At 38.6% G+C, this 22088-nt stretch carries 19 protein-coding genes and 1 other RNA gene; 8 read left to right on the top strand and 12 right to left on the bottom strand.

Going from position 1 to position 22088, the window contains the following annotated elements; all coding sequences use genetic code 11:
- Positions 1-2 precede the first annotated feature (2 nt).
- The 7 genes from WAX86_RS03255 to grpE form a co-directional block, all read right to left on the bottom strand.
- Positions 3-1208, bottom strand: coding sequence for a capsular biosynthesis protein (locus WAX86_RS03255; RefSeq protein ID WP_341489098.1), 1206 nt, complete (start codon positions 1206-1208; stop codon positions 3-5).
- Positions 1205-3304 carry a polysaccharide biosynthesis tyrosine autokinase gene (locus tag WAX86_RS03250; protein ID WP_341489097.1) on the bottom strand — a complete coding sequence of 700 codons (2100 nt, stop codon included), beginning with the start codon at positions 3302-3304 and terminating at the stop codon, positions 1205-1207. The genes WAX86_RS03255 and WAX86_RS03250 overlap by 4 nt, the downstream gene beginning before the upstream one ends.
- A 15-nt stretch (positions 3305-3319) precedes the next feature.
- Complete coding sequence (locus tag WAX86_RS03245) at positions 3320-3901, bottom strand: polysaccharide biosynthesis/export family protein (RefSeq protein WP_225314582.1); 582 nt, start codon at positions 3899-3901, stop codon at positions 3320-3322.
- Positions 3858-5192 carry a hypothetical protein gene (locus tag WAX86_RS03240; protein WP_341489096.1) on the bottom strand — a complete coding sequence of 445 codons (1335 nt, stop codon included), beginning with the start codon at positions 5190-5192 and terminating at the stop codon, positions 3858-3860. Before WAX86_RS03240 ends, WAX86_RS03245 begins: the two co-directional genes overlap by 44 nt.
- A gap of 559 nt (positions 5193-5751) precedes the next feature.
- Positions 5752-6891 carry a molecular chaperone DnaJ gene (dnaJ, locus tag WAX86_RS03235; RefSeq protein WP_065172203.1) on the bottom strand — a complete coding sequence of 380 codons (1140 nt, stop codon included), beginning with the start codon at positions 6889-6891 and terminating at the stop codon, positions 5752-5754.
- Positions 6892-6987: 96 nt separating this feature from the next.
- A complete protein-coding gene (gene dnaK / locus WAX86_RS03230) occupies positions 6988-8904 on the bottom strand; it encodes a molecular chaperone DnaK (protein WP_005300958.1) in 1917 nt (638 codons plus the stop codon).
- A 214-nt stretch (positions 8905-9118) separates the two neighbouring features.
- Entirely contained in the window at positions 9119-9739 is a 621-nt protein-coding gene (gene grpE, locus WAX86_RS03225; RefSeq protein ID WP_005300962.1) for a nucleotide exchange factor GrpE, read from the bottom strand.
- Between the two features lie 219 nt (positions 9740-9958).
- Between grpE and nadK the strand changes: the two genes are divergently transcribed.
- From nadK to bamE, 3 genes are all read left to right on the top strand, one after another.
- Positions 9959-10840 carry an NAD(+) kinase gene (gene nadK / locus WAX86_RS03220; RefSeq protein ID WP_005300967.1) on the top strand — a complete coding sequence of 294 codons (882 nt, stop codon included), beginning with the start codon at positions 9959-9961 and terminating at the stop codon, positions 10838-10840.
- Between the two features lie 192 nt (positions 10841-11032).
- Positions 11033-12700, top strand: coding sequence for a DNA repair protein RecN (recN, locus tag WAX86_RS03215; protein WP_005300970.1), 1668 nt, complete (start codon positions 11033-11035; stop codon positions 12698-12700).
- Positions 12701-12955: 255 nt separating this feature from the next.
- Positions 12956-13312 carry an outer membrane protein assembly factor BamE gene (bamE, locus tag WAX86_RS03210; RefSeq protein WP_036765125.1) on the top strand — a complete coding sequence of 119 codons (357 nt, stop codon included), beginning with the start codon at positions 12956-12958 and terminating at the stop codon, positions 13310-13312.
- 105 nt (positions 13313-13417) lie between these two features.
- Here bamE and WAX86_RS03205 read toward each other — a convergent pair whose 3' ends face one another.
- Both WAX86_RS03205 and WAX86_RS03200 read right to left on the bottom strand, forming a co-directional pair.
- Positions 13418-13714 (bottom strand): RnfH family protein, encoded by a 297-nt coding sequence (locus WAX86_RS03205; protein WP_036764354.1) that lies wholly within the window; start codon positions 13712-13714, stop codon positions 13418-13420.
- Positions 13704-14138 (bottom strand): SRPBCC family protein, encoded by a 435-nt coding sequence (locus WAX86_RS03200; protein WP_036764355.1) that lies wholly within the window; start codon positions 14136-14138, stop codon positions 13704-13706. Before WAX86_RS03200 ends, WAX86_RS03205 begins: the two co-directional genes overlap by 11 nt.
- A gap of 193 nt (positions 14139-14331) precedes the next feature.
- On the opposite strand from WAX86_RS03200, the gene smpB reads away from it, so the two are divergent.
- From smpB to WAX86_RS03175, 5 genes are all read left to right on the top strand, one after another.
- Positions 14332-14814: an SsrA-binding protein SmpB gene (gene smpB, locus WAX86_RS03195; RefSeq protein ID WP_005300982.1), complete on the top strand. Its 483-nt coding sequence runs from the start codon at positions 14332-14334 to the stop codon at positions 14812-14814.
- Between the two features lie 122 nt (positions 14815-14936).
- Positions 14937-15306: a transfer-messenger RNA gene (gene ssrA, locus WAX86_RS03190) on the top strand.
- A 279-nt stretch (positions 15307-15585) separates the two neighbouring features.
- Entirely contained in the window at positions 15586-15834 is a 249-nt protein-coding gene (hipB, locus tag WAX86_RS03185) for a type II toxin-antitoxin system antitoxin HipB (RefSeq protein ID WP_036764367.1), read from the top strand.
- Complete coding sequence (locus tag WAX86_RS03180) at positions 15834-17135, top strand: type II toxin-antitoxin system HipA family toxin (protein WP_341489095.1); 1302 nt, start codon at positions 15834-15836, stop codon at positions 17133-17135. Before hipB ends, WAX86_RS03180 begins: the two co-directional genes overlap by 1 nt.
- A gap of 223 nt (positions 17136-17358) precedes the next feature.
- Positions 17359-19389, top strand: a complete 2031-nt coding sequence (locus tag WAX86_RS03175) for a DNA phosphorothioation-associated putative methyltransferase (protein WP_341489094.1) — start codon at positions 17359-17361, stop codon at positions 19387-19389.
- 54 nt (positions 19390-19443) lie between these two features.
- Here WAX86_RS03175 and WAX86_RS03170 read toward each other — a convergent pair whose 3' ends face one another.
- Genes WAX86_RS03170 through WAX86_RS03160 form a run of 3 tightly spaced genes read right to left on the bottom strand, consistent with a single transcriptional unit; the run spans position 19444 to position 22052 of the window.
- Positions 19444-20490 (bottom strand): cysteine desulfurase family protein, encoded by a 1047-nt coding sequence (locus tag WAX86_RS03170; protein WP_341489366.1) that lies wholly within the window; start codon positions 20488-20490, stop codon positions 19444-19446.
- On the bottom strand, positions 20483-20935 hold the full coding sequence (locus WAX86_RS03165) for a hypothetical protein (protein ID WP_065172219.1): 453 nt from the start codon (positions 20933-20935) through the stop codon (positions 20483-20485). The genes WAX86_RS03170 and WAX86_RS03165 overlap by 8 nt, the downstream gene beginning before the upstream one ends.
- The gene (locus tag WAX86_RS03160) at positions 20928-22052 is read right to left on the bottom strand and encodes a hypothetical protein (protein WP_341489093.1); all 1125 of its coding nucleotides are present in this window, start codon (positions 22050-22052) and stop codon (positions 20928-20930) included. The genes WAX86_RS03165 and WAX86_RS03160 overlap by 8 nt, the downstream gene beginning before the upstream one ends.
- Positions 22053-22088 lie beyond the last annotated feature (36 nt).

Here is a 22088-nt window from a genome sequence, read left to right as displayed (position 1 = left end):
TATTAAATGCCTTCATCTCGTAGACTTATTGCATGCTTATTAATATTTATATAAATCATGAAATAACGAATAGCAGTTAACATTGTGAATGCTAATAATGATACAACATAGCTTTTATACACAAATGGTATAACAATAAAAGCAAGTATCACTATTGCTAATTGCTCACACTGAATTCTTAAAAAGTAATTTGGCGTACCAAAAATCAACTCAATCACCGTCATAGGAACAAATGCTAACATAGCAAAAACATAAGGTAGCATTAAACGTGATGTCTCGACTGATTGTACCCATTGCTCTCCAAGAACATGCTCTGTTAACCAAGGATAAACAAAATAAATACCAGCTACAGTAATGATTGCAATTGCGATCAAAAATAGCCTTACTTGCTTGAATTCACTAAAATTGAATGTCTTGTTACGGAAATCTTCAGACCACTTAGAAAAAGTATAGTTACGAACAGATTGCCCTAATATCAGCACAGGTGATAAACAAAAACGGTTTACAACAGCAAAATATCCTGCCACTAATGGACTAAACCAATAGTTAATTAATACCGTAGGTAATTGTAGGCTGGCATTCGCAACTACTTCAGCTGTTCCGACTCGAGACAAATGATTCCAATGAGTGACTAAAAACCTAAATTGCGTACTAGGAAAAAAGTCATTTAATGAAAAATCATTTTTATCTAATGATACATAAAGCCAATAACAAATTAAGCCTAAATGAACCGATGCCCATATATAATAAAAGTACTCAATTTTCCAAGAAATCAGTAATGATAAAAAGACTATTGAAGTAACAGATATCCGCTGAATAGCTAATTTATGAAATATTTTATTCCTTAAGAATATATACTCAGAAATAATCATCATAGAATAACTAGCCGTTAATACGTAGAGTACAAAAAGCGGCAAGTCAAAAAAGTAACTAATTACATAGATATATACTGCACTGATCCCCCATGACTGAATCATGCAAAAAACGACAGTTTTACCAATATCAAATTGATCTACTTTCGGTATAAGAATATGAGAACCATAAAGTGCAATCTGAGCTCCAATCAATACAATACTATAAGTAAGAGCATAGTTACCAACTGCTGGCATACCAAATCGATATGACATAAATAAGATGGTAACGGCACCTATCAACTGAGATATTACTGACGCACCACCGATTGTTGATGCCCCTTTAATTAAACTCATAGGATTATATCCTTTATTTTATTGTCATTTATGTTCTCATTTGATTCTAATTGATTTTCTTTAACTTTATTAAGAACACATCCTGCCATTAAAATATTATTATTAATCAACTCATTAATAGCAGAAACACAAACATTTGCACTATTAAAATTAGATTGGGTAACAAAAATCATTTTATCTACAAATTGGCCAATTAAGACTGCGTCCTGAGAATTTAGCGTCGATGGCGTATCAATGATAACGTAATCATATTGTAGTTTTACCTCATCAATGATACTTGTAAGTCGCTTATCTGTTAACGTTACTAATGGAGATCGGGATAAATCAGAGCCAACTGTTAATATATCAATATTAGCTCGTTTTTTTATTACTGTATTGATTGATTCACGACCATACAAAACATCAATTAGACCTTTATCATCAGTATAGCCTAGTGATTTTGTTAAGGTTGATGAACGAAGATCCATATCAATCAATAATACTTTAAGATCAACCATTAGAGCTTTAGCTATTAGTGTAGCAACAACAGACTTTCCTTCATGACTAGTTGCTGATGTAATACCAAATACTCTGTCAGTAGAATTATTTAACAATAACTTACTACGGATACCAAATGAAGCTTCATCTAATGTTTTAAAATCATTACTATTTTCAAGTATTCCATTAGGTAAGAATTGATCTTTATAACAACGGATTTCACCTAAAGCTTCCAAGCCCAAACGTCGTTTTATCTCACTTAACGTCATTACTTTGTTATTTAATGCTGCCATAACAAGAATAAATATCGTTGATAATAAGAACGACATAATAGCCACCAAAACAATTAATAATTTCTTATTCGGTTTAGATGGTTTGGTTGGTACGGTAGCTGGATCAATAAGCTTTGCAGATGGCTCAGAAAACTGACTGCTCACCTGAGTTTCATTTTGTCGTTTCAATAACTGATTATATAATGTACGAGTCTGATTTATATCATCCATCATATTATCATATCGAGTTTTTTTCTCGCCTAACAATTGAAATGCATTAGCTTGTTTATTAACTTCCGATTGTAGTTTATTTTCTCTAATAACAGCCGCTTGATATTGCTCTTTTATGCCTGCGGTTATTTCACCAACAACTTTATTAGCTTGATTTTGTAATGTATTTAACTGCGAGCGAGCCTGAATAACTTTTACATATTTTGGCCCATAACGATCTTCTAAATCAGAAAGCAGTGACTTCTGCTCAATAATCATCTGACGCAAAGTTTCCATTTGAGGATGGCGAGAGATATCAGGAATACCAACTAATCCAGACAGACCTCTTTTTTTATTATCCATCACTGTATGGTATAAAGCTTCAATATTAACTCGTTGAGCTGTAGCTGTAGCCAAATTATCAGACAATAATGATAATTGTTCTGTTTGAAAACCATCTACCCCTCTAAAAGTAATTAAGCCTTCTTGCTTAAGGAATTCATTAAGCTTTGCTTCTTTAGCTTTTAGTTGATTATCAAGATCTGAAACTTGTTCAGCAAGCAGCACTGCAGCACTAGAACTCGCCTCATGATTGTCATTAATAGAGTACTTCGTAAATACATCAACAACTTCATTAGCAACATCAGCAGATAACTTTGGATTTAATGACTCAAATCCTACGGAAACCAATTGTGTTTTCCGTATTGGAGCTATTGATAAATACTTAGCTAAATACTGTAAACTGCGAGCTTTTTGTTTTTCAAGAGTATCATCTTCAATAGAGTCATTCCCGACAAATTCCGATAATTTATAAAGCTGTAAATTATTAACTACCTGATCTAGAACTCGATGAGATTTCATTAACTGATATTGTGTCTCATAATATTCTTTACGAGTTGAATCAAAATCAGTAACTTTAGTAAATGTGGTTGGATTAGTAAGCTCAGCCTTTAATAGAACAGTTGCATATGATTCATATTTAGGTGAGATATTCATAATTAGAGGAATTGACGCACCAGTCATTGCAGCAGTGAAGAGAACAATCTTCCACCAATTTTTTTTAGTAGATTTCAATAAGCGAGAGAAATCGATTGTGCTTTCTAGCTTACTGCCATTTTCTACAAATAATGAAGACATTTAAATCACCCTAAATTAGAAAAAGCTTTGATCAATAATGATCGTATCACCAGGAAATACTGTTTGTGTTGACAGTGCATCTTCGATTAGCTGTCCATTGGTTCTACGAATTGCAACATCATCTCGATCTGCCCTATCTGTAAATCCACCTGCGATAGCAATCGCCTGCTCTAAAGTCAATCCAGGTCGATATTCATATCCGCCAGGAGTCTTTACTTCACCAGAGACATAGAAATCACGGAAGCTAAGCATTCGAACGGTAACCATAGGATTTTTAAGATAACCATCTTTTAGTTTGTTTTGGATGTCATTAGCAACTTGTTCCGGTGTTTTTCCAGCAAGCTGCAACTGCCCGATAAGAGGATATGAAATTATTCCACTATTATTAATCATTAGTTTTATGGATAAATTAGGCTCATTAAAGACTAGAATTTCAATCTGATCTCCAGCTCCTAGCACATAAGATCCATCAACTGGTTTTGGTTCAGCAGATACGTTACTAACAAATAAACTGATTAAAATTGCCCAAAGAATTGCTACTATTCTATTCATATTAAATCGCCACTTTAATGGATAAGCTAAATTGATTTTTTTCATAACCCAAATCTCTTTCATACAGCAGCGGTATAGAACCATTGTCAATATATAACGGGTCTGTATTTAATGTTGAATCAAATAATGCATATCTATAAGCAAAAGTAAATTCAACCTTAGGTCTGAATAAATATTTTATATTTAGATCAACATAATCATGTCTATCATCTCTATCTCGAATATGATACTTGTCATTTACGCTTAGATAAGATAATTCACTTGTAATGTTATGCAAAAATTGATGCTGCCACGTTATGCTATTCTCATAAGACTGAACAAAGTCTCCTGTATTATCTGGATCTTTAACTTCGCTGAGACTTTTAATAAAAATAGCTGAATGCTCAACGGGTTGATATCTGTAAATCACATTCCAATTAAAAGATGAAAAGTCTAGCTCTGCCATTTTTTTATTAACAGTCAATATTGTTGCAGAGATTCTTGATTTACCAGTAAATTGATTAATAAAAGAAAAGGCACCGATATATTCTTCAGTATCCCTAAGGTCATTCCTATAATCATCTTTTTTATACATTAATATATAATCAAAACGCGTTCGGAGACTGTATTGATGTCTAAATGTAATAGAAGCATCAGTCTCTGTTACATTTTCATCTCTCAAATACTCTGAAAATATATTGTTATAGCTATCTAAAACATCGTAACGTAAACGATTTTGAGACATTTCGAAATCAATATTACCTCTAGCACCCTTAGCCCCATAGGTATATTTAAAACCAAATTTACGGTTTGTTTTTTCAATAGGCTTTGTTATTTGAAAATAATCAAAAGATGCAACGCTATCCAAAGGGGCTTGATCTTTAAAAGAGAAACCATCGGTTACCCCTGTACCTAAAGCTTCATGCCCTAAGCCATAGTTTGCTGTTAATTCTAGATGATGACGCAAACCCAGCTCCCATTTAAAGAGACCGTTAAAGTTATGGTCGCTATAGCTCTGGTCGCTACTTCCTTGATAACTAGTCACATCATTCGTATATTTACGATAGTCTCCAGTATAATCAAGCCAAAAATCCTTAGTGTAACGATGACCTGTTATAGAGAACGCAGGCTTAATCGCATAGTAATTTGAACCAACAATATGATCACTGTTTTGATTAAATACATTGTCATCATAGCCATAATCACTCGATACTGATGAGGAAAACTCAAGCCCTAACAAGGGATCTATATGCTTAGATTCTTGAAAAGTAATGTTTGCACTTGCATTGATTGCGTAAGTCGCACTAAGACAACTTAATAATAACAAGTGAATTTTATCGCTCTTAAACCGAAGCATAATTATTGTCTGACACCCTCTCTGATAAACAGCGTTTGACCTACGACCATATAGCATAACAAAGCCACTAATATTGATGATTATAATGAAAACATCACACCACACTGTCAATTTTTTGTCACGATATGCATTTCATAGATTTACTTTTACTTCATGCTATTGATTTTAAATAATAATTTAAGAACAAATTAAGCCTTTAAAACTAATAATAAATCGATCAGTAATTATCAAACAGCTATCATATTCAATATCCGAATAAATAAAGATCGAAGCATTCATGAATTTATATACAAACAACTATCATTGTTAGCACAAATAAAATATCAGTCATAAATATCTGTTCAAAATCATCTAGTAGCTCTAAATTTTCAATCGTTGCCTATTTGTCTCCAGGTAACTTCAACAATAAGAACAAGTTGAGAAAGACTTCCAATCGTTTCCCTAAAGCCGACACCTTGACGTTACTTAAGCATATTGTTGAAATAATAAATTCTATTGAAAAAAAAGCCGATGCTCTCAACAAGCATCGGCTTTAAAAAATAACGTCTAAACGCAGTGATTAGTTCGTTAGATCATCAAAGAACTTCTTCACACCGTTAAAGAAACCTTCTGATTTTGGCTTGTGCTTACTTGCCGCTTTACCATCAAATGTTTCTTCTAACTCTTTCAGTAATTCTTTCTGACGAGAGCTTAAGTTTACAGGCGTTTCAACAACCAGTTTACAGATAAGATCGCCCATAGCACCGCCGCGAACAGACTTCACGCCTTTACCACGCATACGGAACATACGGCCAGTTTGCGTTTCAGAAGGTACTTTTAGATTAACACGACCATCTAGCGTTGGAACTTCAACTTCACCACCCAGAGCAGCCATTGTAAAGCTTACTGGTACTTCGCAGTATAAGTTGCTGCCATCACGTTCGAAAATATGGTGAGGTAATACATGAACCTGTACATATAGATCACCTGCTGGTGCGCCCATTTCTCCAGCTTCACCTTCGCCAGCAAGACGAATGCGATCACCGGTATCCACACCTGCAGGAATTTTAACTGATAAGGTCTTTGTCTCTTCAACTCGGCCTTCGCCATGACACTTACCGCAAGGATCGGTGATGATCTTACCGCGGCCATGACAGTGAGGACAGGTTTGTTGAACAGCAAAGAAGCCTTGACGCATCTGAACTTGGCCAACACCATGACAAGTTGAACACGTTGACGCTGTAGAGCCCTCTTTAGCACCTGAGCCATGACAAGTATCACACGCAACTAAAGTAGGAACTTTGATTTCTTTTGAACAACCACGAACGGCTTCTTCCAAGCTCAGTTCTAGGTTATAACGCAGATCTGCACCACGTTGAGCACGTTGCTGTTGACGACGACCGCCACCACCAAAGATATCGCCGAATACATCACCGAAGATATCACTGAAGTCAGCACCGCCGCCACCGAAGCCACCGCCACCCATACCACCTTGTTCAAAAGCAGCATGGCCGTATTGATCATAAGCAGCACGTTTTTGGCTATCGGTTAGAATTTCATAAGCGCTTTTAACTTCTTTGAACTTCTCAGCAGCTTGCTCGTCACCCTGATTACGGTCAGGGTGAAACTTCATTGCTAGACGTTTATACGCTTTCTTAATATCACGCTCGCTGGCATCACGCGCAACACCAAGCACTTCATACAAATCACGTTTAGACATAATTTTTAGGTCACCTGTTATATAGATACGGGCGTAAGAGTAAACCCCAACGCCCGTATCGCCATAAGACTATGAATTAATTATTAATTACAAATCTTATTTTTTGTCGTCTTTAACTTCTTCAAACTCAGCATCAACAACGTTATCGTCTTGCTGTTGAGCTTGTTGCTCGCCTGCGCCAGCTTGCTGTGCTTGAGCTTGCTGCTGAGCGATTTCCATTAGTTTTTGAGACGCTGCGATCAGTGCTTGAACTTTCGCATCAATCGCTTCTTTATCTTCGCCTTTACGCGCTTCTTCTAGTTCAGAAACAGCAGCTTCGATTTTCGCTTTCTCATCAGCAGGAAGAGCATCACCTGCTTCTTCGATTTGCTTACGAGTACCGTGAACTAGTTGGTCAGCTTGGTTGCGAGCCGCTACAAGATCTTCGAACTTCTTGTCCGCTTCTTTGTTTGCTTCCGCTTCCTGAACCATTTTCTCGATTTCTTCGTCGCTTAGACCACCAGACGCTTGGATAGTGATCTTCTGCTCTTTACCTGTGTTCTTGTCTTTTGCAGAAACGTTTAGGATACCATCTGCATCAAGGTCGAAAGTTACTTCGATTTGAGGCATACCGCGAGGTGCAGCTTGGATACCTTCTAGGTTGAACTGACCAAGAGACTTGTTGTAGCCTGCTTGCTTACGCTCACCCTGTAGTACGTGGATAGTTACCGCGTTTTGGTTGTCTTCTGCAGTTGAGAATACTTGACTAGCCTTAGTTGGGATAGTTGTGTTCTTCTCGATTAGCTTAGTCATTACGCCACCCATGGTTTCGATACCAAGAGATAGTGGAGTAACGTCTAGAAGTAGAACGTCTTTCACGTCACCAGCAAGAACACCACCCTGAATCGCAGCACCAACAGCAACTGCTTCATCTGGGTTAACGTCTTTACGAGCTTCTTTACCAAAGAATTCAGCAACTTTAGCTTGAACTAGAGGCATACGAGTCTGGCCACCAACTAGGATAACATCATTGATATCACCTACAGATAGGTCAGCATCAGCTAGAGCAACTTTTAGCGGCTCAAGAGAACGTTGCACTAGATCTTCAACTAGAGACTCAAGTTTTGCACGAGTCACTTTGATGTTCATGTGCTTAGGACCAGTCGCATCAGCTGTGATGTATGGTAGGTTTACATCAGTTTGCTGTGCAGAAGATAGCTCGATCTTCGCTTTTTCGGCTGCTTCTTTTAGACGCTGCATTGCTAGCGGATCGTTCTTAAGGTCGATACCTTGCTCTTTCTTAAACTCGTCTACTAAGTAGTTGATCATACGAGTATCGAAATCTTCACCACCTAAGTGAGTATCACCGTTAGTTGCTAGAACTTCGAAAGTTTTCTCGCCTTCAACTTCATCAATTTCGATGATTGAGATATCGAATGTACCACCACCAAGGTCGTAAACTGCGATAGTGCGGTCGCCGCCTTTCTTATCAAGACCGTAAGCAAGTGCTGCTGCTGTTGGTTCGTTGATGATACGTTTAACATCTAGACCTGCGATACGGCCAGCATCTTTAGTTGCTTGACGCTGAGCATCGTTGAAGTATGCAGGAACTGTGATAACTGCACCAGTTACTTCCTCACCAAGGAAATCTTCTGCAGTTTTCTTCATTTTCTTAAGAACTTCAGCAGATACCTGAGGAGCAGCCATTTTCTGACCTTTCGCTTCTACCCATGCATCGCCGTTGTCAGCCTTAACAATTTTGTAAGGCATGATTGAAATATCACGCTGTACTTCTTCGTCTTCAAAACGACGACCGATTAGACGTTTAATCGCGAACAGTGTGTTTTCAGGGTTTGTTACCGCCTGACGCTTAGCAGGCTGACCTACTAGAATCTCACCATCTTGAGCGTAAGCGATTACAGATGCTGTTGTGCGCTCGCCTTCAGCATTTTCAATTACACGTGGTTTGTCACCATCAAGTACTGCTACACAAGAGTTAGTTGTACCCAAGTCAATACCAATGATTTTACCCATCAGGCTCTCTCCGAATTCGTTAGTTTCTAGCGTGCTTCTCACCATATTATGAAAAGCAGCGTTGAGGGGAACTTCCCCTGACAATCATTTAATGTCGTATGACTACTAAATAAGGTCGGCAAATTGCTTTTCAAGGGAGAATTCAAAAAAAATTTCAAAATAATTAAAAAAACCCACCGAAGCGGGCTTTTTTAGTCACTTAAATGAATAACACTTAAGCTTGAGTATCAATATTACCTGCAGGCGCTTTTGATACCATAACCATAGCTGGACGAATCACACGACCGTTTAGCTCGTAGCCTTTCTGCATAACAAACATAACAGAGTTAGGCGCATGGTCTGCACTTTCTTGGATAGACATCGCTTGGTGGAACTCAGGATTGAATGCTTCACCCATTGGGTTGATCTGAGTTAGACCAAACTTAGCCACTGTGTCTGTCATTGTTTTCAGTGTTAGTTCAACACCTTCTAGCATTGGCTTAATCGCTTCATCTGACTTATCTGCCATTTCGATAGCACGCTCTAGGTTATCGATAACAGGCAGTAGCTCTTCAGAAAACTTGTTCAATGCAAACTTACGTGCTTTATCAATTTCTTGTTCTGCACGGCGACGAACGTTTTCACCTTCAGCCATTGCACGTAGTGCTGAGTCTTTTGCTTCATTTGCTTTTGCTTCTGATGCAAGTAGTGCCGCTTCTAGCTCTGCAATACGTGCTTCATATAATTCTTCTGCAGTCATTTCTACAGCTTCTTGCTCAGCAGATTCAGTTTCCACAGTCTCAACATTGTCTTGTTGTAGCTGCTCGTCCTGTACTTTTTTCTCTTCGTTATTCATGCTTACGCTTCTCCGCCAAGATAAATTAAGTTCGTTTACTGTGAGTGGTGCCCAGAAAAAAGCATCACAAAAATTACAGTCTTGTGCCATATTATGGGGACGATCTTTTATGATTCAACCTTATATTCTTAAGTTACTTGAAGATATAAAACACAAAATAGGACAAGTTTTCAGTTGTAGCGCTATACTGGCGTTACTTTCGTCTGTCGGATCAATGACATGAAGCGTATTTTTGACACCATCGCCCTTATTGGCAAGCCTCGCAATCCAGAGGCATTACAAACTCATCTTAACCTCTATAGCTGGCTCACCGAGCAAGGTTACAATGTGTTGGTCGATCAGAGGTTAACCGGTGATTTAGACATTCCGGCCGATTGCTTTTGCGATCTGCTCACCATCGGCGATCTGGCTAATCTAGCGATCGTTATTGGTGGTGATGGCAATATGCTAGGGGCTGCTAGAGTGTTATCGCGCTTTGATATCTCGGTCATTGGTGTTAATCGTGGCAATTTGGGATTTTTAACCGATCTCGACCCTGATGAATTCCAACAACAATTGGGCGCAGTATTAGCCGGTGAATTTGTTACTGAACATCGCTTCTTACTGGAGGCTGAAGTTCATCGCCACGGCCAAATTAAAAGTCGCAATGCCGCGCTAAATGAAGCGGTTCTGCACCCAGATAAAATTGCGCACATGATTGAGTTTGAGGTTTACATCGATGAGCGATTTGCGTTTTCTCAGCGTTCAGATGGCTTAATTATCGCAACCCCAACGGGATCAACGGCTTATTCGCTATCTGGTGGTGGGCCAATTTTATCACCGAGCCTCAATGCGATTACCTTAGTGCCGATGTTCCCTCATACCCTTTCGTGCCGACCAATTGTTGTCGATGGTAATCATCGTATTAAATTGATGGTTTCACCTGAAAATGGCAGCACATTAGAAGTCAGTTGTGATGGTCAGGTATCTCTTCCAGTTAGCCCAGGTGATGAGATTCATATCTACCAAAGCCCAGAACAGTTGCAGCTCATTCATCCAAAAAGCTACAGCTATTACAATGTTCTGCGCAGTAAATTAGGATGGTCTAGCAAGTTATTTTGATTAAATAGCTAACAGCCAGATGAAAAGCCAACCAATGTGTTGGCTTTTTTTATGTCATTTTTTTGTCTTGATATCAGAAACTTATTCAAAATCAAAAAATATCACTAAAAATAGAGAACAGGACTTTACTGGGTATAATTACAGTATATACTGTATGGAAAAACAGGTGTTGATTTAAACAGGTGAACACAAATGCTCTCGCACATGACAATCTCAAACTTCGCTATTGTCAAAACCCTCGAATTTGAACTGAAATCAGGAATGACCACCATTACCGGTGAAACAGGTGCAGGTAAATCGATCGCTATCGATGCACTCGGTTTATGTTTAGGCGACCGTGCTGAAGCCTCTATGGTTCGTCCTAATGAAGATAAAGCCGATATCTCTGCGACATTCTCATTAAATAATAATCAGTCTGCTCGTCGCTGGTTAGAAGATAATGAGCTTATTGATGGCGAAGAGTGTATCTTGCGCCGAGTGATCACCAAAGAAGGTCGTTCTCGCGGTTTTATCAATGGCAGCCCTGTTCCTGTCTCGATGCAAAAATCGCTCGGGCAACTGCTTATTAATATTCACGGCCAGCATGCCCATCAGCAACTAATGCGCCCTGAATACCAACAACAGATGCTTGATCAATATGCAGGTCATCATCTATTAATGGAACACACTCGTGAAGCGTATCAACGTTGGCGTCAAGCTCATAACGAATTAAAGCGTCTAACTCAGAGCCGTGAAGAAAACGAAGCTCAAAAGCAGTTGATCCAGTATCAAGTCAAAGAGTTAGACGAGCTGAGTTTAGGTGAAGATGAATTTGATGAGATCGAAGAAGAGCACAAACGCTTATCAAACAGCGGAGAGCTTGCAGTATCGAGTCAAACTGCTCTATCTATGCTTTATGACAATGATGACGGTAATGCGCTACAAATGCTGCAAATGGCCAGTCAGCAAGTGTGCAATCTAGGTGAATTTGATAGCAGTTTAAGTGCGATCCCTCAAATGCTGGAAGATGCCATCATTCAAGTTCAAGAAGCGAGCCAAGAGCTACGCTGCTATCTTGATAACTTAGATATGGATCCGCACCGCCTAATCTATTTAGAAGAGCGTCTAGCTAAGATCATGTCATTAGCGCGCAAACACTACGTGATGCCAAATGAGTTGTACCAGAAACATCAAGATCTTCTTAAAGAGCTAGAAAATCTCGATTGCAGTGACGAACGTTTAGATGAAATGGCGCAAAACGTAGAATTATTGCGTCAAGAATGTTTAGCCGCAGCAGAAAAACTCAGTAAGAGTCGTGAACGCTATGCGAAAGAGCTAAGTTGTAAGATATCAGAAAGCATGCACCAACTGAGTATGGAAAACGGTCAATTCTGTATTGATATCCAAGCCGATCCAGAACGCATGTTAAGTCCATTAGGGTTTGATAATATTACCTTTTTGGTTTCAACAAACCCAGGGCAACCCTTACAACCATTAGGTAAAGTAGCATCGGGTGGTGAACTGTCCCGTATCTCGCTTGCCATTCAGGTGATTACCGCACAAAAAGTGGAAACACCAAGCCTTATTTTCGATGAAGTTGATGTGGGTATCAGTGGCCCAACAGCGGCCATCGTGGGCAAAATGCTACGCAAACTAGGTGAATCAACACAAGTTATGTGTGTTACGCACTTACCGCAAGTTGCCGGCTGTGGCCATCAGCAGATGTTTGTTGCAAAGAAAAGCTCTGAAGGTCAAACAGAGACAAACATGCGTCCATTAACCGTTGATGAGCGTGTTGCAGAACTGGCGCGTCTATTAGGTGGCAGTGAAATTACTGAACGCACCTTAGCCAATGCCAAAGAGCTGCTGGTTGCCGCTTAATGTAACTACTTAGCTAGACAATAATTTTTACTTCTTCCCTCACAATCACGCTCAAAATTCGGAAAAGTGGTCGTGAGGTGAAGAAGTTTTCCTATCCCTTTGCGGCGAAGTCAAATAAACTTAGCCTTTGATGCAACTATTCACCTTGTGATTGGTCGAATATCAAACTTCAAACACTTTTTTATTCACCGCTTTTTACTTCTGCCTTTACCTTGTTTATCATCGCAGCAGTTAAAACTAAAAAGCCAGGATGCTATGAATTGGAAAAACGTTGTCGCGTTAACCTTAGCGTTAAGCGTACTAAGTGGCTGTTCAGTCCTAAACCGTTTGGTTTACCAAATTACTATTGATCAGGGTAACTACGTAGAACAGAAAAACGTTGATGCTCTTCGTATGGGTATGACGCAAGAACAAGTTCAATATGTACTTGGAACCCCAATGCTAGTTGATCCTAGCTATCCAAAGACATGGAACTACATTTTCTACGTCAAACCGGGCCACGAAAAACCTGAACAAAAAAATCTATTCCTAAACTTTGATGATCAGGGTCGCTTAGTCAGCATGTCGGGAGACTTTAAACAAGGTCCTAACTTCACGACACCAATGAACTAAATAAAATTTGGTTCGAGTTAACTAAGCTCAATAGCCAAACAACAAAAAGCTCGCCTAACATAACATTAGGCGAGCTTTTTTATTGAAATCGACCACGAGCTCAAACTAAGCTTTTGCTTGCTCTAAACGCTTACGGCGGATTTCACGAGGATCTGCTGTGATGGGACGGTAAATCTCAATTCGATCGCCATCATAAACCGTAGAATCTAACCGCACATTACGGCTATAAACACCTACTTTATTCTTTTTCAAATCGATATCTGGGTACTGAGTTAAAATACCCGATTGCTCGATAATCTCCTGAACTGGGGTATTCGGTTGGACCGCCAATTTCAGTACTTTTTGCTCTTGAGGTAGCGCATACACCACCTCAACATGAATTAATCTTTCTTCAGAAGCCATAAATTTCTTTTGCGCGAGAGGTAAACGCACCCATCATATTATTGGTTAAATCGCGGAAAACTTTACCAAATGCGGCGTCCATCAAACCATTGGCAAACTCAAAATCGAGATTCAGTTCCACCTTACATGCAGAAGCATCCAGCTCGGTAAACGTCCAGCCACCAACTAACTTTTTAAAGGGGCCATCAACCAGCTGCATCTCGATAGCTCTTGCCTCAACCAACTGGTTTCGAGTGACAAACGTCTTCCTAATGCCTGCTTTAGATACATCTACCGCAGCCATCATATATTGCTCAGAGCTTTCAATGATCTTGGTTCCTGCACACCCAGGTAAAAACGCAGGATACGAGGCAACATCATTTACCAGTTCAAACATTTGCTGAGCACTAAAAGGAACCAGTGCAGAGCGACTAATTTGCGGCATAGCTTCTCCTTTATAGAAATCTTTCTCACCTATCAAGAACTTAACGCTGGTAAATCAAGCACTAGGATATGTGATAGAGCAATGATACCATTATCTGGCAATCAGCGAAAATAAAGCACAATAATGCGTGCTGATTGAATTCGACCAAACACATCGATGTTTTGGGACTGCAACAGAGACTTAAGAGGTCAACATGGCTAAAAAACCAAATAAAAAGCCAGGTAGTAATACCATCGCTAAAAATAAATCGGCTCGTTTTGAATTTGCGATTACTGACGAATACGAAGCGGGTATTTCACTTCAAGGTTGGGAAGTAAAAGCGATTCGTGACGGTAAAGTAAACATGACAGAGAGTTACGTTTATCTGCGTAACGGTGAAGTGTTTATTTCTGGCCTAACCATCACCCCACTGCAAGCTGCATCAACGCACGTAGTTGCCGATCCTACACGTATCCGTAAACTGCTGTTAAACCGCCGTGAAATCGACAAGCTAACAGGCGCAGTAAACCGTGATGGTGAAACAATTGTAGCGCTGAATATGTACTGGAAAGCCTCATTTGTTAAAGTGAAAATCGGTACTGCTCGTGGTAAAAAACTTCATGATAAGCGTGCCGATACTAAAGCGCGTGACTGGCAGCGTGATAAGGCTCGTATCATGAAAGGTAGCCTACGTTAAGTTCGCGTTAATTAACGTCTATTTTCGAAAATTAAGTGGTGGATAATCATCCAAACAGGAGGTGGCGTAGCATTAAGTTGTTGACGCTACCGAATTATCTGCTACCATCGAAAACATATTCAGGGGCTGATTTAGGATTCGACAGGATCACGACGGCTCGTGGAGCATGCCGAGGTGCGGTTGGCCTCGTAAAAAAGCCGCAAAAAAATAGTCGCAAACGACGAAAACTACGCACTAGCAGCTTAATAACCTGCTCAGAGCCTGCTATCCCTAGCTTCAGCTTGTAAGACGGGGAATCAATAGCAGTCAAACCCAAACAAGATAGCGAGGGAATCTTTGACTAGAGAGATGAACCGCGAAATAGAATTCTGGTATGTCTTTGCATGGCGTGTCTGTCCGCAGTGTACTGACGAGATTAAAGACTGACTAAGCATGTAGCGCCATTAGTTAGACTGGTTTTGGACGCGGGTTCAACTCCCGCCAGCTCCACCAAACGTTTGGGAAGGCCGCAAGTTCAATAGGACTTGCGGCCTTTTTGTATCTATCGTTTCCATTAGCATCTACATCTGTTGGTATTTCACTAGATACCACTACTCCTCAGCTTCTTGCGCAGACCTCTCATATCCTCAGTAAGGGATAAACCCTTTTTCATCCCTTAGTGGGGATAATATAGACTTTATCCTCTTGTGGGGATATACTTTTACCTATCCTCACTAAGGGATAATTAAATATCTTGAAGGTGCACCTTAATTCTATAGAGAACTGGAACAAATGATATATAGTCCAAAACAATTAGCAGATATGATGCTACTGATACGTCAGAAGAATGGATGGACACAGTCAGAACTAGCCAAAAAAGTCGGCATCAAGCAAGCTACAATCTCGAACTTCGAAAACAACCCTAACAAAACAACACTTTCTACCTTCTTTAAGCTTGTCCAGGCAATGGATCTAACATTGAGTATCCAAGAGAAATCACAGGTAGCTTCGTTAAATGAAAATGATGATGAGAGCTGGTAATGCAGAAGCTAATCGCATACATGAATGGTGAACTTGTTGGTACTCTAGAGAAACATAAGAATGGTGCTCACACTTTTCAATATGATAAAAACTGGTTAACCAATGCGGTAACTCGACCACTATCATTGTCTTTAAAACTTCAATTACCAGCTATCACTTCCGATGCAGTTATAAACTATTTTGACAATCTCTTGCCAGACAGCCCTCAAGTCAGAGATAGAATAGTTGCAAGGTACAAGGCGTCATCCAAACAACCATTTGATCTCCTAAAAGAAATAGGAAAAGACAGTGTTGGTGCAATTGCTTTACTTCCTCCAGACCGCCCCTATAAAAAAGAGCCACTTAGCTACGAAGTCCTTGATAACAAAAAACTAGAAACTGTTCTTTCTGCATACAAGTCTGATATTCCGCTCGGAATGCTCGAAGAAGAAGAAGACTTTAGAATCTCCGTGGCAGGTGCTCAAGAGAAAACGGCTCTCCTATTTGTTGATGAGCAATGGTGTATACCGAAAGGAAACCCCCCCACCACTCACATCATCAAACTGCCAATAGGCGAAATACAACAAGCCAACGCGACCCTAGATCTCAAAGATAGCGTAGAAAACGAGTACCTTTGTATTGAGCTAGCTAGAGCTCTGGGGTTCGCAGTTCCCAACGTCAATATAATCCAAACAGACAACATTAAAGCTTTAGCTGTAGAACGCTTTGATAGGCGCTGGACAAAAGACAGAGCAGGCTTGCTACGCTTACCTCAGGAAGATATCTGCCAAGTATTTGGTATGCCATCATCCGTTAAGTACGAATCTCAAGGTGGCCCTGGCATAGCTCAGATCATGGAGTTATTAATGGGGTCAAGTAATGCTCTAGAAGATCGGTATAACTTCATGAGGTTCCAAGTATTTCAATGGCTCATTGGCGCTACAGATGGACATGCTAAAAACTTTTCTATCTATATTGATAAAGGAGGTAGCTACAGACTCACTCCATTCTACGATATTTTGTCAGCCTACCCTCTATTGGGAGGAAAAGGGCTCAATATCAGAAAGCTTAAGCTGGCGATGGGATTGAAAGCAACAAAGGGCAAGAAGTATGAAATCAGTAAAATCCTGCCTCGTCACTTTTTGGATACAGCTAAAGATGTAAACTTTAATCAAGACACGATGCAAGAGATAATTGATGAAATGAAAGATGCCTTACCGAAGGCGATGTTACAGGTAAGTGCTACATTGCCTAAAGGCTTTCCTGAGCATATCGTGAGCTCAATTTTTGAGAATACTCAGAAAATAGTTAAGAAGATTTAGCTATATCAAACCAGAATCATCAGGAAAATTAACATAAGCGGACGCGGGTTCAGTTCCTTTTTCAGTAGGAAATTGATGTAACATTCAATGTAACACTAGCTTAATTCAATAAAAGATTTTCGGTACACAGATGGATACTGCGTACTCGTTATTTTAGTTCTTTCTCTTTTGGGTCTCTCTTCAAGCTCATATAATAAATAAAAACGAAGCGTTAGGATGACCAATGAACCAAGACCTATTTAAAAGCTCAGTTGCCAAAATCAAAGTAGGTAAAAAACTGCCGGATGCTATCTACTTACATAAAGATGCTTTTTCTTCCTTACCCGATAATCTGAAGCAATTTATACCGGCTGTTGCAAAAGCTATTAAACTTGAAGATGAGCAATGGGATCTGGTTAAGTTATACAAAAAAGAGTTCCGGTTATCTTTTCTTAGTTATCCTACCTTCTATAGCGAATCTTATCCGCCACTTAAGCAAAGTGTCATCGTTGATCTTGTTAAACTAACCCACAAACGTACCGATTACTGTAAATCAGAAAACCCACCTATTTTGCATCGAAAAGAGACCATGATAACGACGGATAATCCACATTATCAGCATTTTTGTGATCTCACCGCAGAAGGAGAAAACGCAGGTCTTTATGACAATACTCGTATCATCGGATTTCAACAATCGTGGCTTAATCTTATCGAACGTCACGGTTACGAACTTATTGATGGTCGATTATTTCGTCAGTCTGTAACGGCCTTAGCACCCAATACCGACAACAAAATTGATCGCCATAAAACAGCATTGATTCGGCATGAACTCTCTTCTCCAATGAAAAACTTGGCAAAGAATGGTTACTTATCGGGCGAATATACAGTTTTTGACTACGGTTGTGGTCAAGGCGATGACTTACGTGAATTAGAAGCACACGGTATTGATGCTTTAGGCTGGGATCCTAATTTTCAGCCAGATAACGACAAAGTTAACTCAGACATCGTTAACCTTGGTTTTGTCCTCAACGTTATTGAAGATAAAGATGAGCGCTTAGAGGCTTTGCTTAGCGCATGGGAGTTAAGTAACCAACTGCTTGTTGTCTCGGTCATGTTGGCTAACGATAACTATATTGCACAATTTACTCCGTACAAAGATGGAGTTATTACCACTCGCAACACCTTTCAAAAGTATTACGCTCAATCTGAGATCAAAGCATATTTGGAGCACTCACTACAAGAAGATGTGATCACTGTTGCCCCTGGTATTTTTTATATCTTCAAGAACAAACTAGCCGAACAGCAATACTTGCAAAATCGCTATCGTCGACATCATAAATGGCAACAACTTACCTCGCCTGCACCTGTTGATACTAAAGACAAAGCCAAACTTATCATCACCCAACATCAAGAGCTCTTTAACCAATTTTGGCTAACCTGTTTAGAGCTTGGACGAATTCCAGCTAGTGATGAATTTGCAGATACAGATAAAGTCAAAACGCTAATAGGTGCTCCTAAAAAAGTGTTTAACCTACTGTTAGAGCTGTTTGATCATAAAGAATTTGAACAAGCAGAGCATAGCCGTAAAGAAGATCTTTTACTGTATTTTGCCATGGGGTTATTTGAAAAACGCAAGCCATATACTCAACAACCTGAGTCACTTAAACGAGATATCAAAGCTCTATTTGGTGACTATAAAACAGCGCTCAACCTTGCAACTGAATTACTGTTTGCTATTGCTGATACTAACCTTATTAATCAACAATGTGAAAAAGCACATCAAACGATGCCAGCAAGCCTTCTTAATAAAGATCACTCTCTTATTTTTCATAAAGATTTTATGGATGAATTGCCAATACTACTGCGAGTCTATGTTGGTGCAGGCCTGCAAATGTACGGTGAGCTTAATGATGAAATCGACCTTATCAAGATTCATATTACCTCTGGAAAGTTAACCCTTACGGCTTATGACAACTTTGAGAAGTCAGTCCCTTTCCTAGTAGAAAGAATCAAAATAAAAATGGCTGAGCAAGATATCGATTTCTTTGACTATGTAGATGAGAACAAGCGACCGCCATTGCTGAATAAACATCTTTACATGTCAGACAGGCACGAGAACTACAAAAAACAGCTGAGTTTTGATAAGCGATTAGGGAAGTTGATGGGGTTTGATTTCAAGAATGATATCTTATTATCTCGCATAATTTTCGAGCTTCAACTTCAAAAATCAAATAAACAAATAAGAAATTTTAAAATTAATAGTATGGAAAATTAAGAAATGCTCATTATAGCCTCATCATATATATGAGGCTATTAAATAGAAAAACAGTTATAAGGTATAAGGAGGAAAGCTAATACGATAAGTCCGGCGAGCTTCTTCTTTTGATAAACCAATTGCAGTTAAAACATGAGATGGCATATTAGATATTGAATTACATGCAGAACCTTGAGATATCAACCAAGGATAATCATCAGTAAAACGTCTAACCTCTTTATCATCAACAAAGGTAATATTCCATGTTGTTGATATCACGTCTCCACCACCATTTCGAATAAATTTATAATCACTTATGATTTTTTCAAATTTACTATGCTTGATATTTTTCTTTTGGGGATAGTTTTCAACCGCTGCACCCAACCCTACAATTAATGGTGTTGGCTGAGTTCCTCCACGAATACCAAGTTCTTGCCCTCCACCATGAATCAAAGGCGCAATACTAGCGTTACGAGCATTACGAATATAGAGCGCCCCAATTCCTTTAGGTCCATAAATTTTATGTCCTGACAAAGAAAGCATATCAATATCCATATCATCTACATCAATATCTAACTTGCAAAAACTTTGTGCAGCATCCGAGTGAAAAAGAATACCATATTCATAAGCAACTGAACCAATGTCGGCTATTGGCTGAATAGATCCTAACTCATTATTAACATGATGAATCGATATAAGCTTTGTATTTTTTCGTACAGCTTTTTTAACTTTATCAGGAGATATTTCACCATACTTATTTGGTGAAATATAAGTAACTTCAAAACCTATTTTCTCGAGAAAACTGCAAGTATTTAGAATACATTTATGCTCAATAGAAGAAGTAATTATGTGACACTTATCATCTAAAAATTGAAACGCGACTCCTTTTAAAGCCATATTATTAGCTTCACTTGCACCGCTAGTGAAAATAATCTCACTAGGCATCGCTCCAATTTTATCAGCAATGATCATTCTAGCTTCTTCTATAGCTTTAGCTGCTTTTTGTCCCTGAATATGAGCTGCCGATGGATTAGCAAAATTTTCACTTTGCCAAGGACTCATTGCATCAAGAACATATTGAGACACAGGTGTTGATGCTGCATAGTCGTAATAATTATTCATTGTCAATTAGATATTCTAAAGTTTGATTAAACAAAATATCAGAGCCGATATCTTTACCCACATTAGAAAAGATCCATCTACCAATATATTCTAATCCTCCATTACAATAAGCTTCGAAAATACTTATTGCTTCACGAAGGTTCTCATCCTTTAGAGTATCTAGCGATGGCTTTTTAGATAAAGCCATCAAGTAAATATATGAATCATGATTAGTAGACGCATACGTTTCTAAAATTATAGAAATCTTATTCATATTTGATTCTAATGGACGGTATAGATCCAATTGAAAACCTACCAATGCAGCAAACACCATGAAATCTTTAATTGTACTAAATACTGTTTCATCAGATGATGAATTTTTTGTCGAACAAAGCTTTTCAACAAGTGATTCATATTCAGTATTTCTGCAAACAGATAGTTTGCGCCACTCACTATAATTATCCATTTATAGAAATCTCCTCAATCGTCACTTTATCAAACTCACTTCCAAATCTAACCACAGGAAATTTTTCACCTTGCACAGATAGTTGGGTAGGGTACTGCCCTTTAAATTCATCTTCCGATAGAACTGTATGCTGAACTAAATTGTATTCTTTACCAATTTTATCTCTGATCCCTTTATCTGTATGAGTTTCAGTCCATTGAGCTTGAGAAAACATAAAAATTGACTGTTCTACCGATTCTGAAATGTAGCGAACGAGTTCACGACCATTATCAGGGCCAATAAACGCTAAAATTGAATCTGCAATAAATGGAGCTATAGTTCCAGGAGTCAGTAAATGGCTTTTGTTGTTGCTTCTATCTTTAGAAAATTCTATTAATGCAATGATAAATGAAATTGATAACATTGCTTGATATCCATTACCTACTGCAACTTTTTTTCCACTTCTATCGATTATCGTCCAAGTGAAGTGACCTAAGTTACTATTTCGTTTAGTATCATTGTTCATCTCTTTCTGTACGGTATAACCATTAAAGGCAACTCTATTAAAAAAATCCTGCATTTTTTTAAGTAAAATAGTATCAACATCTTTTTTCGAGGTAGCTATAGCTTCACTGTACAATTGAATAATTTGATCTGTTGCACTTATTAATTTATTAATTCTCTCAGCCATTGGCATACAAGATGAAAGGCGCAAAATTCTTCTTTCGCACTCATCAAGTTCACATGATGTCCTTTTGATTTTACCTTCTAATATCGGTATTTCACGCTCTAACTGTTGATATTTACTATGAGCCAGATCTTTTTCTACCTCTATTTGTTTTATATCAGTAATATCAGAGTCTTTAATCTCATACGATAATTCTTGAATTTGTTTTGAAATATCTAAAATTCTATCTTGATAATCATCAATTTTAGAAAGGATATCGCTCATTTGATGTTTAGGCGAACAGATTTTTTTAAGTTCAGTCTGTAAATCAAGAGCTTTTTGCCAACGTCTCTTTAAATACGGATCAACAGCAAATTTAGATAACTCTTCAATAAGTAGTGATGCATGACTACCTTTTTCTAAATGTAAACCACATAAACATTCGTTTCTAACTAGAATTTCCTGAATCAATTGCTTATCTACTGAGTATCTATTAGTTTGATTCAA

Source organism: Photobacterium damselae subsp. damselae, assembly GCF_038086725.1.
Classification (GTDB): domain Bacteria; phylum Pseudomonadota; class Gammaproteobacteria; order Enterobacterales; family Vibrionaceae; genus Photobacterium; species Photobacterium damselae.
The sequence above is the reverse complement of the archived record's forward strand: the minus strand, read 5'-3'. Positions and strand labels throughout refer to the sequence as shown.

What these genes read in the sequence shown, in the direction of transcription:
- WAX86_RS03240 (WP_341489096.1), bottom strand. Translation starts at nt 5,192, where the DNA reads ATGCTTCGGTTTAAGAGCGATAAAATTCACTTGTTATTATTAAGTTGT.
- WAX86_RS03200 (WP_036764355.1), bottom strand. Translation starts at nt 14,138, where the DNA reads ATGCCGCAAATTAGTCGCTCTGCACTGGTTCCTTTTAGTGCTCAGCAA.
- WAX86_RS03170 (WP_341489366.1), bottom strand. Translation starts at nt 20,490, where the DNA reads ATGAATAATTATTACGACTATGCAGCATCAACACCTGTGTCTCAATAT.
- WAX86_RS03250 (WP_341489097.1), bottom strand. Translation starts at nt 3,304, where the DNA reads ATGTCTTCATTATTTGTAGAAAATGGCAGTAAGCTAGAAAGCACAATC.
- WAX86_RS03255 (WP_341489098.1), bottom strand. Translation starts at nt 1,208, where the DNA reads ATGAGTTTAATTAAAGGGGCATCAACAATCGGTGGTGCGTCAGTAATA.
- WAX86_RS03165 (WP_065172219.1), bottom strand. Translation starts at nt 20,935, where the DNA reads ATGGATAATTATAGTGAGTGGCGCAAACTATCTGTTTGCAGAAATACT.
- dnaK (WP_005300958.1), bottom strand. Translation starts at nt 8,904, where the DNA reads ATGGGTAAAATCATTGGTATTGACTTGGGTACAACTAACTCTTGTGTA.
- dnaJ (WP_065172203.1), bottom strand. Translation starts at nt 6,891, where the DNA reads ATGTCTAAACGTGATTTGTATGAAGTGCTTGGTGTTGCGCGTGATGCC.
- recN (WP_005300970.1), top strand. Translation starts at nt 11,033, where the DNA reads ATGCTCTCGCACATGACAATCTCAAACTTCGCTATTGTCAAAACCCTC.
- WAX86_RS03205 (WP_036764354.1), bottom strand. Translation starts at nt 13,714, where the DNA reads ATGGCTTCTGAAGAAAGATTAATTCATGTTGAGGTGGTGTATGCGCTA.
- nadK (WP_005300967.1), top strand. Translation starts at nt 9,959, where the DNA reads ATGAAGCGTATTTTTGACACCATCGCCCTTATTGGCAAGCCTCGCAAT.
- WAX86_RS03175 (WP_341489094.1), top strand. Translation starts at nt 17,359, where the DNA reads ATGAACCAAGACCTATTTAAAAGCTCAGTTGCCAAAATCAAAGTAGGT.
- smpB (WP_005300982.1), top strand. Translation starts at nt 14,332, where the DNA reads ATGGCTAAAAAACCAAATAAAAAGCCAGGTAGTAATACCATCGCTAAA.
- WAX86_RS03245 (WP_225314582.1), bottom strand. Translation starts at nt 3,901, where the DNA reads ATGAAAAAAATCAATTTAGCTTATCCATTAAAGTGGCGATTTAATATG.
- hipB (WP_036764367.1), top strand. Translation starts at nt 15,586, where the DNA reads ATGATATATAGTCCAAAACAATTAGCAGATATGATGCTACTGATACGT.
- WAX86_RS03180 (WP_341489095.1), top strand. Translation starts at nt 15,834, where the DNA reads ATGCAGAAGCTAATCGCATACATGAATGGTGAACTTGTTGGTACTCTA.
- grpE (WP_005300962.1), bottom strand. Translation starts at nt 9,739, where the DNA reads ATGAATAACGAAGAGAAAAAAGTACAGGACGAGCAGCTACAACAAGAC.
- bamE (WP_036765125.1), top strand. Translation starts at nt 12,956, where the DNA reads ATGAATTGGAAAAACGTTGTCGCGTTAACCTTAGCGTTAAGCGTACTA.